Annotated in this window: 18 protein-coding genes; 15 read left to right on the top strand and 3 right to left on the bottom strand. The window is 67.7% G+C overall.

The window, feature by feature from the left end:
- Nucleotides 1–219 precede the first annotated feature (219 nt).
- A complete protein-coding gene (locus ACQEVU_RS11530; RefSeq protein ID WP_433322719.1) occupies nucleotides 220–1,284 on the top strand; it encodes a hypothetical protein in 1,065 nt (354 codons plus the stop codon).
- 384 nt (nucleotides 1,285–1,668) lie between these two features.
- On the opposite strand, the gene ACQEVU_RS11525 is transcribed toward ACQEVU_RS11530, so the two are convergent.
- On the bottom strand, nucleotides 1,669–1,824 hold the full coding sequence (locus tag ACQEVU_RS11525; protein WP_433322718.1) for a hypothetical protein: 156 nt from the start codon (nucleotides 1,822–1,824) through the stop codon (nucleotides 1,669–1,671).
- A 67-nt stretch (nucleotides 1,825–1,891) separates the two neighbouring features.
- A complete protein-coding gene (locus ACQEVU_RS11520; RefSeq protein ID WP_433322716.1) occupies nucleotides 1,892–2,806 on the bottom strand; it encodes an IS5 family transposase in 915 nt (304 codons plus the stop codon).
- A gap of 177 nt (nucleotides 2,807–2,983) precedes the next feature.
- On the opposite strand from ACQEVU_RS11520, the gene ACQEVU_RS11515 reads away from it, so the two are divergent.
- Entirely contained in the window at nucleotides 2,984–3,865 is an 882-nt protein-coding gene (locus ACQEVU_RS11515) for a hypothetical protein (RefSeq protein WP_433322715.1), read from the top strand.
- A gap of 146 nt (nucleotides 3,866–4,011) precedes the next feature.
- Here ACQEVU_RS11515 and ACQEVU_RS11510 read toward each other — a convergent pair whose 3' ends face one another.
- Entirely contained in the window at nucleotides 4,012–4,362 is a 351-nt protein-coding gene (locus ACQEVU_RS11510) for a hypothetical protein (protein WP_433322714.1), read from the bottom strand.
- A 147-nt stretch (nucleotides 4,363–4,509) separates the two neighbouring features.
- On the opposite strand from ACQEVU_RS11510, the gene ACQEVU_RS11505 reads away from it, so the two are divergent.
- The 13 genes from ACQEVU_RS11505 (at nucleotide 4,510) to ACQEVU_RS11445 (ending at nucleotide 16,371) form a co-directional block, all read left to right on the top strand.
- Nucleotides 4,510–5,157, top strand: coding sequence for a hypothetical protein (locus tag ACQEVU_RS11505; protein WP_433322713.1), 648 nt, complete (start codon nucleotides 4,510–4,512; stop codon nucleotides 5,155–5,157).
- A gap of 211 nt (nucleotides 5,158–5,368) precedes the next feature.
- Complete coding sequence (locus ACQEVU_RS11500) at nucleotides 5,369–5,839, top strand: hypothetical protein (protein WP_433322712.1); 471 nt, start codon at nucleotides 5,369–5,371, stop codon at nucleotides 5,837–5,839.
- A gap of 322 nt (nucleotides 5,840–6,161) precedes the next feature.
- Nucleotides 6,162–7,145 (top strand): hypothetical protein, encoded by a 984-nt coding sequence (locus ACQEVU_RS11495; protein ID WP_433322711.1) that lies wholly within the window; start codon nucleotides 6,162–6,164, stop codon nucleotides 7,143–7,145.
- A 283-nt stretch (nucleotides 7,146–7,428) separates the two neighbouring features.
- Entirely contained in the window at nucleotides 7,429–7,941 is a 513-nt protein-coding gene (locus ACQEVU_RS11490) for an HAD domain-containing protein (RefSeq protein WP_433334900.1), read from the top strand.
- An 839-nt stretch (nucleotides 7,942–8,780) separates the two neighbouring features.
- Nucleotides 8,781–9,215 (top strand): single-stranded DNA-binding protein, encoded by a 435-nt coding sequence (locus ACQEVU_RS11485; RefSeq protein ID WP_433322710.1) that lies wholly within the window; start codon nucleotides 8,781–8,783, stop codon nucleotides 9,213–9,215.
- Nucleotides 9,216–9,283: 68 nt separating this feature from the next.
- Nucleotides 9,284–9,739, top strand: coding sequence for a single-stranded DNA-binding protein (locus ACQEVU_RS11480; protein ID WP_433322709.1), 456 nt, complete (start codon nucleotides 9,284–9,286; stop codon nucleotides 9,737–9,739).
- 158 nt (nucleotides 9,740–9,897) lie between these two features.
- Complete coding sequence (locus ACQEVU_RS11475) at nucleotides 9,898–10,464, top strand: hypothetical protein (RefSeq protein WP_433322708.1); 567 nt, start codon at nucleotides 9,898–9,900, stop codon at nucleotides 10,462–10,464.
- A 102-nt stretch (nucleotides 10,465–10,566) separates the two neighbouring features.
- Nucleotides 10,567–11,115, top strand: coding sequence for a hypothetical protein (locus ACQEVU_RS11470; protein WP_433322707.1), 549 nt, complete (start codon nucleotides 10,567–10,569; stop codon nucleotides 11,113–11,115).
- Nucleotides 11,106–11,909 carry a hypothetical protein gene (locus tag ACQEVU_RS11465; RefSeq protein ID WP_433322706.1) on the top strand — a complete coding sequence of 268 codons (804 nt, stop codon included), beginning with the start codon at nucleotides 11,106–11,108 and terminating at the stop codon, nucleotides 11,907–11,909. The genes ACQEVU_RS11470 and ACQEVU_RS11465 overlap by 10 nt, the downstream gene beginning before the upstream one ends.
- 391 nt (nucleotides 11,910–12,300) lie before the next feature.
- Nucleotides 12,301–13,548: an FAD-dependent monooxygenase gene (locus ACQEVU_RS11460; protein WP_433322705.1), complete on the top strand. Its 1,248-nt coding sequence runs from the start codon at nucleotides 12,301–12,303 to the stop codon at nucleotides 13,546–13,548.
- A 106-nt stretch (nucleotides 13,549–13,654) separates the two neighbouring features.
- Entirely contained in the window at nucleotides 13,655–13,978 is a 324-nt protein-coding gene (locus ACQEVU_RS11455; RefSeq protein WP_433322704.1) for a hypothetical protein, read from the top strand.
- 352 nt (nucleotides 13,979–14,330) lie between these two features.
- On the top strand, nucleotides 14,331–14,675 hold the full coding sequence (locus ACQEVU_RS11450) for a hypothetical protein (protein ID WP_433322703.1): 345 nt from the start codon (nucleotides 14,331–14,333) through the stop codon (nucleotides 14,673–14,675).
- 7 nt (nucleotides 14,676–14,682) lie between these two features.
- The gene (locus ACQEVU_RS11445; protein WP_433322702.1) at nucleotides 14,683–16,371 is read left to right on the top strand and encodes a hypothetical protein; all 1,689 of its coding nucleotides are present in this window, start codon (nucleotides 14,683–14,685) and stop codon (nucleotides 16,369–16,371) included.
- Nucleotides 16,372–16,421: the final 50 nt, after the last annotated feature.

Here is a 16,421-nt window from a genome sequence, read left to right as displayed (position 1 = left end):
TCGATCCCACCAGCTGGTGAGTATCGGGTGCCCACGACGTGGCGTGATGTGATCGACGCTGCGATAACAGTGGGTCGCGACCCGACGGCCTGGCTAGCGGCGGTACCGGCGCTAGCGTGGTCGGAGATCGTTGCTCGCCGGTCGCCGTTGTCCGCGTACCTGGGCCGCACCGTGCTCCCGTCTCCGAACGGAGGCACCGGCTACATCGTGGAACCGAACGTGGTGTACACCGACGGCACGGAGGACTCGGCCCAGGCGGCCTTCAGCTACCGCATCGGCATGACGATGGCTGAGTGGGCGTGCCGCGGCCTCATGGGCCTCGGACCCACCGCCCATGCGGAGGCCGGCAGACCTTCAAATGCCGGGTGGGGGTGGTCGCCTGAATTCGGTCTTCCCGATCTGATCGGTGATCACCCTACGACAGGCATCCCGTGGCTCATCGAAGCCAAGGGAGGCAGGCGGCTGGGCAGCGAGCCACTGAAGAAAGGCGCCGCGCAGTTGCGTCGACCGGCATTACTGACAGGTCCACACGTCAAGATGCTGTGTGGTGCAAGCCTTACAGACCAGCTTTTCATGATGATCGATGTCGACGAACACCGCGGAGGACCCGCGTCGACAACTCCAGAGGACGACGGTGAGCAACTTCTCGCTCACGCGCAATCCCGGATGCTCTTCTACCTCGCGTTGCAGGCGTTGCCCCAGAATTCACTGCAGATCCTTCCAATCGGACCGGGAGCTGCCGCCTCGTCAGGCCGCCGCGGCCGAGCAGGAACTGTCGAACTTTTGGAAACCGATCACACGACCGAAGCGGAGCGCGCACGCGTGCGCGACGACGGCGGTTATCGCCAGCGGCCAGGCAGCGAGCGGTTCGACATGCTCACGGGCTCGGTACCCGGCACCGATCTGCTCATCGGTCTGTCCCGGCGGCTCTACAGCGCCTGTGCCAATCTGGCGGAGTTGCAACTCAGCATGGCCCGGGAGGTCGACGCCGAACAGCCGCGCCCGCGCCCGGACGCCGAGCCTGATGAGATCGAGACGGTCCAGGATCGCCGCAGGGAACTGTTGTTCCAGCGAGAGAGATCGCAGCGGCAATACGCTGCTGAGCGCACAGGTATCGGATTTGTCACCGGTCAACGACGGCGGTGGGAAGAGCTGCTGGGCAGGTCTGTGCCTCTGACGCCTGATCCGCCCGCCGGGTTTCTGGAGGCTGCGACGGCAGATACGTATCTGGCTGTCGACGTACGTGCCATCAGCACCGCCCAGCCGAGCAGCCAACGTCCCTGAACGGATACCCTGCGGAGGCCAGCGTCGCCGATGAGAATACCGACGGTCGGGGCTCACCGCTGACCGGCCCGTGCTCAGGTCCGGGCCTAGACGGACCGGTCGGCGGGGCGCGATCGAATCAGTCACGCAGCTCAGAGGGCAGCGAGCTCCGAAACTGGTGTGGCACAGCACGGCGTCTCGGCGGTAGAGCTTCCAACGCTGCAGCAGCCGAGGAGCATCATCGGGAGCAGTACGGCGGCGTTGATCGCGCACTGCCGGGCGGCGCTGTGCGCATCTCCGGGTACCGCGGGCGACAACGGCGCAAGACGGTGTCGCCAGCGTGAAACACTCGGACATGCCGTCCGCCGCGCTTGATCACGTTTCCGTAGCCGAAAACCGGGCGTCTCAGGTTCGGGTCAGGCCGATGAGCAGACCGCTCGGATAGGCGGACAACGTCCATCCACTCTCGTGGGACACCGCGATGTCGGGATGCTCATCATCTTCGTAGGCATCCAACTCAGCCACCAACATCGGCAGCAGGTACGCGGCGTAGTCGTCCATGCTGCCGTCCCGGTGGGTCACCGTTGCGCACACGTACCCCCTCCGAAGCAACCCGTGGCCCCCTGTGCTAGCCCGTGTTTCGTAAGGCGCGGAGCCATTGGGTGATGGCTGCAATGACGACCGTGGCTTCGAAGCGAACGGCGAGTTTGTCGTAGCGGGTGGCCATGGCTCGATGCTGTTTGAGCTGGTTGATGCCGCACTCGACGGCGTGACGCAGCCGGTAGACGATTGGGTCGAAGGCGGGCGGACGCCCGCCTTTGGACCCTTTGGCTTTGCGGTGCGCATCCTGGTCGGCCTTGCTCGGGATGCACACCCTGATGCCGCGCTGGCGGGCGTATCCACGGTTGCGTCTGCTCGTGTACGCCTTGTCCGCCAGGATCAGGTCCGGGCGGGTCCGTGGCCGGCCACCACCGGCCCGTCGCACCTTGATCCGTTCCAGAATCGGGACGAACTGCGGGCTGTCACCCCGCTGGCCAGCCGTGATGACCACCGCGAGGGTCTTACGGCCCTGTTCACAGGCCAGGTGCGTCTTCGTAGTGAACCCGCCCCGCGAACGCCCGAGCCCGTGATCCGCCGGCTCGTCCTGCACCCCACCCGGCGGCTCCTGCTGCAGGTGACCGCCGTGACGGGCACCCGCCGCATGTTGGTGCGCCCGACTCACCGTGGAATCGACACTCACCGTCCACTCGATACTCCCGGCCGCGTCGCCGACGGCCTGCAACGCCGCCAGGACCCGAGCCCAGGTCCCATCCCGCTGCCACCGCCGAAACCACCGATACAACGTCTGCCACGGCGCATACACCGGCAGCACATCCCGCCACGGCACCCCCGTCCGGACCCGCCACCGGATCCCGTCCACCACATCCCTGCTGGCCCATCTCCGCGGACGCCCACGACCGCACGGCGCAGGCAGCAACGGCTCCAGCAAAGCCCACTGCGCGTCAGTCAGGTCATGACGCCTCGCTGCCGCTACGCTCGGCACGAGGTCTCCGGTCTGGTATTCGGTTTTGCTTGGTCGCTAAACCACCTACCGGAGACCTCTTCATTTATCGATCACCGCCACGCCGCAACATCGACCCGTTACGAAACACGGGCTAGCCGAGCGGCGGGAGCGGGTAGCCCGGCGCCAGTGGTGCATGGGCATGCCACGATGACGGGCGTGCCCAATGATGAGCAGCGCGCCGACACCTCATTACCACCAGCTGAGCGCCCGCGGTACCGGCAGCTGGACCGCTGGGAACGAACCGGCGCCATCGCGGCTGCCGTCGTCGTCGGCACCGTCGGGTTCATCGCCATGTTCAAGACCAGCAACGAGGGCGGCGTCGCCGTCGCCGTCCTCCTGGCCGGCGTGCTCCTCGTCATCGGCATCCAAGGCACCCAAATCGGCAAACTCGGCGGCAAGGACATCGGCGCCGAGATGGCGCTCCGCGAAGAAGAGCGGCGGGAGATCGCCCAAATCAGCAAAACGGTTGCCGAGGAAAGCCCAGCTGAGGCGCAAGCAATGCTTGAGGGCTACCAGGTCGCCGACCCCGGCGCGCGGTACGCGCCGGAGGTGGTCAGAGCGAGCTCGTACGTTTTCCAGCAGCAGGTGTTCGGGGTTCTCCCCGCGCTTTTCCCCGATGCCAAGGTAGTCCGGCAACGAAGCAACGGGGTTGACCTCCTTGATGGAAGGTTGATCTTCGAGAACGACGAGCGGATCGGGCTGTACTTCAAGCGCCCTGACTCCATCATGACGCTCACAGGCCGGGCGGCGGCTAAGTCGCCGGCCGAGTTGGAGGCGCTCTTGCAGCAGGGGCGGGACAAGTCGCCCGCAGAAGGCCTGGCCGAACTCGCCGTAAACGAAGGACTCGAAGGCGTTCTGGTCATCAGCAATGGTCGCCGGCTGCTGAGCAACAGTCAGGTCTACGGTGTAGAAATCGAGTCCATCAGCTTGAAGGGAGACTTCTCCCAAGAAGCCATGAAGGCACTCCGCGACGGCGTACACCGCCTTCGGGCGCGAGTCCGCGGTGACGTCGCGATCGTGCCAACGCCGACTGCTTAACCTTGTCTCCTCCGTGGATCGATACGGCGCGGCACCCACTGCCTCGCGCCGGGGCGGTGTTCCGATGCTGGCGCAGCCACAGTGCCCCCTCCATCGGGTCCACCGGCACAAGCCAGGCCAGCCCAGCGCCGCATTAAGGGGGTGTCTCAGTTGGTGAGTTTGATCAGTCGCCGGTGGCAGGTGAGGATGGCTGCGAGGTCGGCGAAGCCCTCTGTGAAATGCTCGGCTTTGCGTTCGTAGCGGCGGACGAGCCTGCGGTTGTTGCTGAACCATGACAGGCGGACGATCCACCGGCGCCCGCCCAGCCGCTCGGCGGATTCCACCCCATTGCGGGCGATGCGGACCCGGACGCCACGGCGGTGGACCTCCGCCCGGATCGCTTTCTGGTCGTATGCCTTGTCCGCGTGGAGCTTCTCCGGACGGTGGCGGGGGCGGCCACGCCGCCCTCGCACGGGGGTGAACGAGTTCAGCAGGGGGAACAGATTTGGTGCGCGCACATGCCGCCGACCGTGAGGGCCCGGTCAACACGCTCCGTCACGTCGCGCAGCCATCGCCGTGGGTCGGTCCGTGCGCTGGACTGCCGAAGATGACACTCGGTCGGCCGCCACAAGTTGCGGAACAACCGCGGCGTAGATACTTGGCCAATGCGCGAAGGGGAGATCTTTCAGGCGGTTGCTGATCGCGTGGCCGCCCTCGACTACTGCGATGACGTCTTCGTTCGTCCGGGAAAGCTCGATGCGGAGGGCAATTGGGTGCTAACCCCGTCTGCCGACGACATCTGGTGGCTGGAAGAGCGGGGCTCAGCCGCGCATCTCGCCGCCATGGCGGTGGGAGCCGTGGGTCTCCTTCCGCCGCTCGAACCTGCAGCTGTCGAGGCCGTTGAGGATGCCGAACGGTTGCTTGGCCATCCGTTGCCGTCGTTGCTGCGCCGCCTGTACCTCGAGGTCGCCAACGGTGGCTTCGGTCCCGGCGTGCTGGGCGTGGCGGGAGGATGTACAGACGACTTGGGCAGGACCGCAGTCGATCGGATGGACCCGCGAGAGCAACCCGGCCTTTTCCCGGTTGCGTACTGGGGATGCGCGATCTATTCGTACGTCGATTGTTCCGATCCTGCGGCCATGATGTGGGGCTTCGATCCGAACTCGGGTCTGGCCGACCGGTCGTTTTTCCCGGAAGGTATCTCGCTCGCCGAGTGGCTGGGTCGGTGGCTTCAAGGGAAGCTCCAGCAGCCGATACTCGTCAAGGACCCACGGACGGGCGTATGGCGTGGCACTACCCCAGGGGGAGCGTGACTGAAGCCCACGCCTCGGTGACCGGTGACGCAGGCCATCCGGGCGCCGGCTTGCGATGATTACATCGCTGTACGCGGTCGGATTTGCCGCGATGCGCTCGCTACAGACCGTGACGACTGGCGAAATCGCCAAGCTTCGGACATGCCTATGACCGTACAGAGCAGGAGTACCGAGCGCGCCCCGGTCCGCGGCACAGGGAAGACTGAGAGCTGTGAGTGACAGCTACATCCGTTTAATACCGACCGATCGAGACTGGCAGCCCGAGCCTGCGGCCGCCGCAGCCGCCGCGGCGTATGTGGCAGAACTGCTGTCAGGTTCAGGCGACGATGTCGAGCGGGTGGAGAACCAGTTCTACGAGCGGGTGACGCTGATCGATGCGGGCATGTACACCACGCGAATCACCTGTCCGCGGTGCGCCGGCAACATCGCCATGGACTGGCTGGGCGCCCTGGTCAGGCAGAACGGTGGCGCGAGCTTTGAACGCCTGGACGTAAGGGTTCCCTGCTGCAACGCCGTCGTCGAACTGGACGGCTTGCACTACGACGAACCGTTGGGCTTCGCGCGGTTCGAGATCAGCGCCATGAATCCCACCCAAGCCCAGGGCGAGCTGGACGCCGGCGAGCTCGCCCGAGTGACTGACCTTCTCGGCCACCCGGTCGCCCAGATCGTCGCGCACTACTGATCGGCGCTGGCCTGCGATGATCATGTCGCCGTGAACCGGTTTACGCTATGCCGCAGACGTCGCGCGCCCACAGCAATCGAAGATTGTCACGCTTTGTGGCGCTGTCCGCCGACACGTCTGCACGGCTTGCGCAGGCCGCGAGTCGCGCGCACGGAAGCAGGCAGGTCTGCACCCGTAGCGGGATTGGCGCTGGGCTATGTGAACAGCTCGAGCACCGACGCAGTCTCATGGCCGCATTCCGGGCGGTTGGGGGTGACGAGGCCTCGAAGACGTCACGGCCGGGCCAATCACCAACTCTTAACGGGAACGCTACGGTACGCCGGTGGGTAGCAGGGTCAACTACGTCGTCGTCCGCAGCGGCGAGTACACCGTGTATTCGCTGGGCGGCGGCTCGGGCGAGGCGATCGACTACAGCTTCGCGACTGGTCCGGACGTGGTGCTGCGTTGGCTGGCAAACCTGGGCGAGTGCGCGGACGGTCAGTGGTTCAGCGATGTCATGAGCGACGGCGGTGTGCTGATCGATGTGGACCGCCGGGTGCTGCTGCTGTTCAACCGTCCCTACAACTTGATGCGGTATCGGGCGGCGATGCTGCAGGCGTACGCGGCGACGTGGCCGGGCTGGGAGATCCGGTGGGCCTACGATGGCGTCGCCGACCTGATGGCGTACGTAGGGGTCGACCCGGTCGCAGCGCACGACGACGATGGGCCGGAGCCCACCGAGCGCAACGAGTTCGGGCCGGATGACCCGGTCGCGGCCGTTGTCACCATCCGAGGCGCCGACGGTCGGGTGCGCCTGTACGGACTGAACCCCGACAAGGCGTGGCGGCGTTGGCGGATGGGCCCCGACCTGGTCGAGTGGGTCGCCGCCGGACCCGAGCTTCCCGAGTCCGCTACGAACCCGCCTACGGCCGGCCTGGATCTCGACCCGGCCACCCGGCGGGCCGGGCTGTGGAGCGTGGAGCCGTTGCACGGGCTGCGGCAGCGCTGGGCGGAGCTGTGGCCCGGATGGACCCTGGAGTTCTGGGGCGACAACTGGGCCCGTCAAGCAGTCCACGACCCGGACCGGCTCTACGACTCGGTCACCCCCCACGCCATCGCCCACGGCCGCGACATGCTCGCCAAACGGCTGCAGGACTACTGGCCGGTCCGCTCGACGATGCTGGCGAGAGGGGTCACCGTGAACGATTTGCAGAAGATGTACGAATGGGACTTCGGCGGAGTCCGCAGCCGGCTGGATGCCGACGTCACCCCGCAGGAGATCGAGCACATCGCAGCGCTGCTTCGTGGTCCACAGGCGACTCCGTAGCAACCAACGGCGGTGCAACAGCGCCTGGAAGGCGGACACGCCCTCGCTGGCAACGACAGTACCGAAGGACCCGGGGTCCGAACGGCCGTTGTGTTCGGCGAAGACCACGGCGCTCCTTACTGCAACCGGCCTGAGCAACCCGGACCAGCGGCAAGGTCAGATGCACGGATCTGCCTGCCGTCGGTCGAACATCGTTGATCCTCAGGACCGCTTGATCACGTGCGCGGAATGCGGCAAGTCGGGCGGGGGCGGGATCAGGTACGGTCCGGAAGTGCTTCCTGGCATCGCGCGACGATCGTTAGTCTTTATCGACGTAGATGGTGTCCTCATTCCGCTGCGAGAACGTTCGGCGACCACGGATCACCCTCCCATCGGAGCCGTGACGCACGCGTACGGGGAGTCCGGCAATCCTCTGTTGCACCGGCTCGACCTCGGTGACGGACGGCGCCTGCTGGCCCTGAACGGCGAGCTCGTCTGGGCGACTACGTGGATGGCGGAGGCGAATGAGGTCATCTCGCCACGGCTCGGCCTGCCGGTGCTGCCCATCGTGGCCTGGCCAGACGCCGATGAGGAACCAGCACCAGGTCTGCACTGGAAGACGGTGTCCATCACGCAATGGGCCGCTGGACGGCCGTTCGTCTGGCTTGACGATGAGATCACCGACGCCGATCAGCGATGGGTCGCCACGCACTACCCATGCCCGGCGCTGCTGCACCACGTCGACCCATACCTCGGCTTGACCGATGCAGTTTTCGCTACGGTCCGGCAGTGGCTCGGACAGCGCCGAACCGTTTGATCAGGTGCGCGCACATGGCTGATCGTGCGCGGCCACTTGGACCGCCCTTACGTTCCGTATAGAAGATCCCCATCAGCATGACTACGCCGCCGGTGACCCAGGCCGCGTTGCCCGCCCGTGCGGTCCGCTCGGCGACCTCGACGGTGGGCCCCGAACTCACGAACGCAAGAGTCGGCCGCGGACGGTGGGACCAACACTCACCGACAAATGGGCCCCGATGTCACCGACGAAGCCAGTGGCCGGACCGCGGGTACCGTTCGAGCCCCTCACGCCCGGGAATGGCCTGACAACAGGCCACCATCGTCCGGACCGCGGTGCACGAGCACGACCTGGCCGTACCGCGCACCACCGCCAGCCAGCCGGACGGGCAACCCTCCCGCTGAGGGCGGCGCCGAACAGCGGCCGCGGACTCGGCTCGTTGGCGCTGAAGATGGATACGTCCCCCGCCGGGCTGCTACCGCTGCGGTCCTGGGCGGCCAACCCCGGTGTCGCCTCGACGAGCCGACGATGACACCGAACGCTGTTGTCGTGCCCTCGCCTGTGCCCGGGCTCGTGCACGCGTGCACCGGTTCGTCGGGCGATCCATGGTGGGCGGAGACGCCACTGCTGAACGGAACCAGGTCAGCCCACCCAGGCCAGAGGCGCTAAGCCCTCTGGCAAAACATCTTGGCGAACGTGTCTCGCTCCGCTCGACGCCAAGATCTTTTCCCCGTTGGCTTGCACCCCCGGCCCAGGACGGGCTCTGACCGGCCCGTCAGCGCGGCACCCCGGCAACCCGGATCACTCGCTCGATCCGGCCAGCGAGGCGCCGCACCCGGACCACCGGAAGGAGCACCGTCATGCTGTTCAGCCTCATGTTCGAGGGCAACCTCGCCGCCGACCCCAAGCTCCACTTCACCCAGGCCACCGGCAAGGCCGTCGCCGAGCTGCGGGTCGTGCACAACCGCCGCCGCCGCACCAAGGACGGCGAGTGGGTCGACGGGGCCCCGATGTTCATCACCGTCACCGCCTGGGAGGGTCTCGCCGAACGCGTCGCCGAACTGCGCAAGGGCGACACGGTCATCGTCGAGGCCCGCGACGACCTGGACATCTGGGCCTACACGCGCCAGGAGACCCAGGAGCCCGGCGGCCTGCTGCAGGTCACCGCCGCGAACGTCGCCCTGTCGATGCGGTTCAAGGGCGCCACCGTCACCCGCGACGACGACACGGCCAAGACCGGCTCCGGCGAGGCGTGGGACGCCGAGTTCGCGCAGGAGCTCGAGCCCGCCTTCTAGCCGAGCCGCCCCCGGGGCCGGTCACGGCCGGCCTCGGGGCCTGTCAGTCCCTCGAACTACTCACCCCTATGGAGCGCACCGTGCAGTTCAACCTCACCGTCGAAGGCAGGCTCACCACCTCCGCCATGACCAACACCACCCAGTCCGGCCGCGAGTTCGTCACGTTCACGATCGTGCACCAGGACCAGTACCGCGACCACACCGGCAAGTGGGTCGACGCGAAGCCGATGTTCTTCGACATCGTGTGCTGGGGCAAGCTCGCCGGACACGTCCGCAACCTCACCCGCGGCACGATCGTCGTCATCGAAGGCGGCCGGCTGCTGGGCTACATCAACGACAACGAGCTGGCCGGCCTGAAGGTCGAGGCCCGCAACGTCTCCCTCAGCATGCGGTTCGGCGAGGCGCACCCCGGCCCGGCCAAGCGAACCCGACGCGCCGACCTCGTCACCACCGCCGACGGCGAGCAGATCACCGCCGACGCCTACCCCGACGTCGTCACCGACCGGGAACTGCTCCACCACTAGCCAACCGACCACCGGGGCCGGCCGCGACCACCGCGGCCGGCCCCGGCCTGCACAAGCCCCCAACGCGCCGCACCGCCGATGCCGTCCATCGAAGCGGCCGCCCGCTGCCCGCACGAGCGACGTGCGGCGCCGGCACAGCAACGAAAGGAACCCCCTCGATGCTCGACCAGTCGTCCCGGCACCTCGAATATGCCGCCGGATCCATGGACAGCCACGGCCGCACCATCGTCTGCAACTGCATCAACGACCATGGACCGGTCACCCTCGGCGTCATCGTCGACGAGGAAGCCCTCGCCTCCGACATCGCCCGCATCATCGCCGGACTCGCCGGACTGCACGCAGCCCACTCCCGGCAGGACAGCGGCCACACCGCGGAGACGTTCCCCGAGCACGCCCCGGAGACGTCCTCAGCCGTCGTCCCGCTCCGCTCATCGCCGGCCGTGCCGTTCGAGCTGCTGCAGACGCCCGCCGAACGTACTGCCGGCCGGCTCTCACCGCTGCTCTTGCCGCAGCGCCCACACGCGATCCAGTACCGCGGCGGGTCAGTTGCCCACCACGGAGGCGAGTACGTCACACCTGGCCGCCGAGTAGTGGCCGGTGCCTGGCGCTACCCGTCACCCGAGGTGTGCCGCGACGACCGCACCACCGGTGTGTGGATCGGACCGCCGGACCGGCCGTCGGAACAGGCCCTGGTCTGCGTCTCCTGCGGCATCGACGGCACCTGACCCGACCCTCGCACGACACGCCCGCCCGGGCCTGGCGCCCACCGTCGCGGTCCCAGGCGGCCCTCGTCTGTACCACGTCCGCACCCCTGAATGGACCAGCGCATGAAACCGTCACGCCCGCGACCCGACCTGCTCCTCATCCTCGACCGCCGCGACGAGCACGGCATCGCTGAACTCACCGGCCACGTCGCCTACCGCTACGACCCGGCAACCGCCGACTGTGGGTACCACCCCGACCCGGGCGCCGTGCTCACCCCGAGCTTCGACCGCCCCGACGGCGTCTACGCCCGCTACGCCGACCTGTCCGTGCGGGCCCGGGTCGACACCGACGGCATGACCGAAGACGGTGGCTGCTGGGGCTGGCGGTACGAGTACCGGCCACAGACCGTGGACCTGGTCCGCGCCCAGAGCATGACCGCGTTCCTGCGCCGAATCGCACTGCAGCTCGCAGCCCTCGACAAGCAGTTCGGCACCCCGGCCACCTACGCCGACTACATCGCCCGGTTCGCCACCGCCCTGGGCATCAGCCGCTACGCGGTACGCAGCCCGAAACGACGGATCGACGGCACCCGCTGGCACTGGCTCGACACCGACAGCATGCGCCGCTGGGTCCGCCACCACGAACCCCCGGAGCCACTCCCATGGCCCTGACCCCCAGCCACCCGGAGCCACCCGCACCGCCCCAAGCCGCCACTGACCTGCTGCACGTGGTCCAGTTCTCCGGCGGCATCGGGTCCTGGGCGACCGCGATGCGCGTCGCCGCTACCCACGGCACCGACCGGCTCGTCCTGCTCGCGGCGAACACGAAGGCCGAGGATCCGGACCTGTGGCGCTTCGTCGACGACGCCGCCGGCCAGCTCGGCGTCACACCGATCGTCGTCACCGACGGCCGAACCCCATGGCAGGTCTTCACCGACCAGCGATTCATCGGCAACAGTAAGATCGCTCCCTGCTCACACCATCTGAAGCAGAAGCCGTGCCGTGCCTGGCTCACCGCCAACGCCGACCCCGCCAGCACGATCCTCTACGTCGGCATCGACTGGGCCGAGCAGCACCGCACACCAGCCATCGAACGGGGCTGGAAGCCGTGGACCGTCCGGTTCCCGATGTGCGACCCGCCGCACCTCACCAAAGCCGAGATGCTCGACTGGGCCCGCGCCGAAGGCATCGAACCGCCCCGCGCCTACGCCGAAGGGTTCAGCCACAACAACTGTTTCGGCGCGTGTGTCCGAGCCGGCCAGCGGCAATGGCGGCACCTGCTCAACATCGCGCCCGACCGGTTCGCCGCGGCGGAGGCCGAGGAGGAACAGTTGCGCGCCCAGCTCGGCGACGTGGCGATCCTGCGGGAACGGCGTGGCGGCGTCAGCCAGCCCCTGCCGCTGCGGGAACTGCGCCGCCGCGCCGAACTCGCCCAAGAGGTCCGGCGCGAGGCGACGCCTCGCTGACCGCAGGTCGCCGGCGCACGCCAGCCGTGCCAGCGCCGCAGCATCACCAGCGGCACAGCCGTGGCGGCTGGCTACTCGCGGCGTCTGTCCGGGGCTGACCTGCCGCGCTGCCGGGGCCGGGCATCACAGCCGCGGCGGAGACGCCGCAGCTGATGGACCCAAGGTCAGGCCACCCGAACCGGGGACAGCCAAGCCCCCAGCGCAGAACATCTTGGCACCCATGTCTCGCTCCGCTCGACGCCAAGATCTTCTTTCCGGGGGCTTGCGGCCCCGGCCCTGGCGGCCTCTGACCAGGCCCGTCAGCGCGGCACACCGACGCGCCGGGATATCGCCCGATCCGGCGCGCACACCAGGTGAGCCGCACCCGGACCGCCCGATGGGAGCCCACCGCATGTCCTCCACCGCCGGCACCGAGCGCGACAGCCAGCCGCCATCCAGCACGCCGCCCGACCGCGACACCTCGGCCACGCCGCAGTCCAACCGGCCCGCCGCAACGGCGACCACGTCGACGACGCGAACCGCCGCGCGCCCGCGGGTCGCGGTCGTCGGCGGATCGCTGAGCGGCCCCACCATGGCGCTGCTCCTGTTGCAGGCCGGAGTCGACGACGTCGCCCTCTACGAGGCCGTCCCGGCCAGTGCCCCGCAAGGCGGCGGCCTGATCGGCCTCGAGCACTCCTCCCTCGACGTGCTCGACCACCTCGGCATCCCCCAGGACGAGTTCGTCCGCTACGACTCCGAGGCCGTCATGCACATCACCCTCTGCCAGCGCCGACCCGGACAGGTCCAGCGCCACCTCTACGCCGGCCGCAACACCACCTGGACGCTGCTGCACACGGCCCTGTCCCGCCGCCTACCAGTCGACGTCCTGCGCACCGGCGCCCGGGTCACCGGCCTGTCCGCTGAGCACGACCGGCCGCTGCTGCACTTCGCCGACGGCGACACCGCCCCCGCCGACCTGGTGATCTTCGCGGACGGGCGCTCCTCGACCGGGCGGCGGCTGCTGGACCCGCAGCGGCGGCTGCACTACGCCGGCTACGTCGCCCACCGCGGCCAGACCGACACCACCCAGCCGGGCCTCGCGGACTTCGTGCGCTTCGAACCCTCCGAGCACAGCGGGATGCAGTTCAACGTCGCGCCGATCCCCGGCGGCGCGGACTGGACGTTCTACCTCCCCGCCACCCCCGCCCAATACGCAGACTTCTTCGGCGCCCCACCGACCCGGCGGGTCTTCGCACTGCCGCACCACATCACCGCAGCGGCCCGCACCGAGGTCGACGCCAGCGCCGAACGGTACCTGCCCGACGAACAGGCCGCCCTCGTGCACGCCACCACCACCAGGATGGCCGCCCCGGTCATGGACATCGAACCCCCGACCCGGATGGTGTGGCCCATCGGCGCCGGCCACGCCGTACTGCTCGGCGACGCCCTCGCCCCGGTCCGCCCGCACACCGCCCGCGGCGCCAACAACGGCATCGAACAAGCCTGGGGACTCACGGCCGCGCTCACCCAGCACCGCAAATACGGCGCCGACCTGACCACCGCCCTCGACGGGTGGCAGCGCCGCCACCTGCCCGCCGCCGTCGCCGCCGTCCAGCTCGGGCACAAGCTCGGCCGGAAGTTCGGCCTCGGCACCGTCTGAGCCAACCCGGTCCGGTCGGCCCGCGAGCCGCGCCGCCAGCACTCGCTGCAGCCGGCGTCGCGGGCCGACCCGCTCAATCCCATCGCCTCGAACCGGGGAGGAACCCATGACCACCGACCGCACCGCCTACCTCGTCCTGGCATCCCTCACCACACCCGGCAACCGCGAGCTCGGCGTGCGCATCCTCGCCCTAGCCACCCTGGCGGCCGCGACCCGCGAACGAGCGAACGGCCTCGACCGCGTCCTGCTGACACCGACCCGCCCGGCCCTCGGCTTCGGCCTCCCGGTAGCAGGCAAGCCCTCGTGGTCCCTGACCCCGTTCGGCTTCCCGGGCCACGATGGCTCACTCGGCTACGCCGGCCCGGCCGCGGGCGTCGCGTCCGCGTACGTCACCGACGGCCTCCGCATCAGCCTGCCGATCCGAGGGTAACGGCTCTCATCGAGGCACTGCCCGGCTGGCACACGCGCTGCCCGTCCCGATCGAGAGGCATCCGGAATCAATCACCCGGTCGGCCGAATAGACCAACATGGCCGGTCGGAGTTCCTGGCGAACCGTGTCGAACATTCTCCGCGCGGGTGATATCCGGCAACGGCAAATGCGACACATCCGGCGGAACACTGGCGAACACGTAGAACGGGCTGCCCGCCACGGTATTCACTCCCGTCGCAGCATCACCTAGCATTCCCCCATCTGGTAGCCGCTTCGTGCTGCAGGAGGTTCGGTGCCACGCCCCCAACACGTTTCCGACATTGTCACGGAATTCTGGCCGGACTATGTCGACATGATCGGCGAAGACGTCGCGCTGCGGATCGCCGAAGAGGTACTTGCCGGCCGGGATCCCAGAGCGCTCCATGAGGCTCAGTCAGGTGGCGAGAAGTTCGACTTCATCGGACTGATCGAGCTGGTCGGCTCAGCGATCGGCATCGTGGCATTCGGCCTTGAGTGCAAGGATCGCTTCGAACGCAAGAATGGCCGGCGACAGAGCGCCAAAGAGCTCGAAAGCGAACTGTTGAACGAGGCGGAACTGCGAGGGATGATCTCGGAAATATCAGATCAGATCAGCGCCATTTCGGAGTTCCTCACACGGGACGATTCGGGCGAAGGTGACGACGAAAAGCGGCACTGAGCCCCGGATGGCTGATCCGCAGGGTCCGGTCCGGCGATCGGGTTCGCGAGCCGTCAAGTTGGCGGCTTCAAGCCAGCGGTTCGCACTGAACCTGCTCATCGGGAACCCGTTCGTCCGCTTCCTGTTCAATACCATGGCGACGCTGGGCAAGTTTCCCATCACGGTGTTCGCGGTGGCGCTGTGCCTGCGCGACCCGGCCTGGAGTGCCCCACTGCTCGTCGGCTCGGCAGTATTTGCCGACCGCACAATTCGGTCCGGCGTACTCGCGGCCTATTCGTTTATGAACATCAGGAACGCGACCACATATGCCGATGACCTGCGATACGTGGTCACGGAAGTCGACCCCGAAGGCGTAGTCGACGAAGAGGTGTTCGATGCGTTGCTCGGTCCGGTGCGGCGCCGGACGCGACGGGTCCGAATCTTCACCAGGACCCGCGGTTCGGTCGTCTCCACCGACGACCGAACGTTCATCAGCTACTCCGGGACCTCATATGTCTTCATGTCCCGCGATCCACGCCAGGCGAAGGGAGCTGGTGTCAAGTTCCGGCTCCTGCACGAGTTGGGACATGCTTCGAAGCCAGCACTGCGCAGCTGGGAAGAGGAGCTCGCCGGAGGGTTCCCGCTGCTGGTCCTGATGAGCACGCTGCCGTTGTTCTGGTTCGATCCGCTCTGGGGCCCCGTCTTCCTGCTGCTGTTGCTCGCATTAGGGCGCAGCCTGCTGCTTCCGGCCGGCCCGAACCGCTTCAACCTCGATCGCGAACTGGCCGCCGATCAGTTCGCCATATCGCAGATGTCGACCGCCGAAGCAGCGCGTGGAGTCCAGGTCGCCCTCGTCGGGCCGCTTGAACAGCACAAGCAGACGCTGAAGGCCGCGGCCGCCGCCCGGGACTACAGCCATGTCCCGTCCATAACGACCGCCTTTCTCGTTGATCCGCACCCCCACCTCTTCGATCTCCTTCGACCTTCGCGTTACCTCAGTGAGAGTCCCGGCTGGCTGTACGAGTTCGAGTTGAACCGCATGTCGATCCGGGCCGACCGAGCGAAATCGGCGTTGCGTGCCACTAACATCAAGGGACGCCCGGGCGTCCGGACGCAGTCGGCAGGGATCTGGCCGAAGGCCCAGGCATTGCTGGTCATTGCGATCGTGATAGCTGCGTCCTGGCAGATCTCCGCCTCCGCCGCGCTGATTGGCTGGCTTGTCCTGGTAGGAGCCGCAGGCTTCGGCTTCTCGCGGTGGATGCGACGCAAGATTTCCCGACAGGAAGCGCACTTCGATCTCACCATGGTCGGGCGAGTGGTGATGCAGCCGATGGTCGACATCTTCGGGATGGACTTGCTGACGCAGTTCGTCGAGCATGCCCGAGGTACCGGGCCGACGGACGCCCTCGACGGCGTCGCCGAGGCGCAGACCGGCAGTGGAGGCGAAAGCGGCTGGCTCCACCGTTCGATCTCGTGGTCCAACGCGTTCACCCAGGCAGTTTTCATATTCGTTGCCATCGCCTCGGTCGCAACCATCGCCAACAAGGTCACGTACCTGGACAGTATCGTCGCATGGGTCTGGCCCTTCATGGCGGCGGTTGTCTATCCCGTTGCGTCTGGCCTCCTGACGCGAGCCCGCCGCGGAGTACTCGCCGCGCTGACGATCGGGCTGCCTGTCGCGACCTGTTTTGGATGGCTCGAGTTGACCTTTCACTGACCCGAGGCCGCTGTCGGCTAGCGCTCGGTAGTACAGAAGTCCTCCGAGGT

This window comes from Dactylosporangium sp. CA-139066, from assembly GCF_050936175.1.
GTDB lineage: Bacteria > Actinomycetota > Actinomycetes > Mycobacteriales > Micromonosporaceae > Dactylosporangium.
This window is presented reverse-complemented; position numbering and strand designations above follow the sequence as displayed.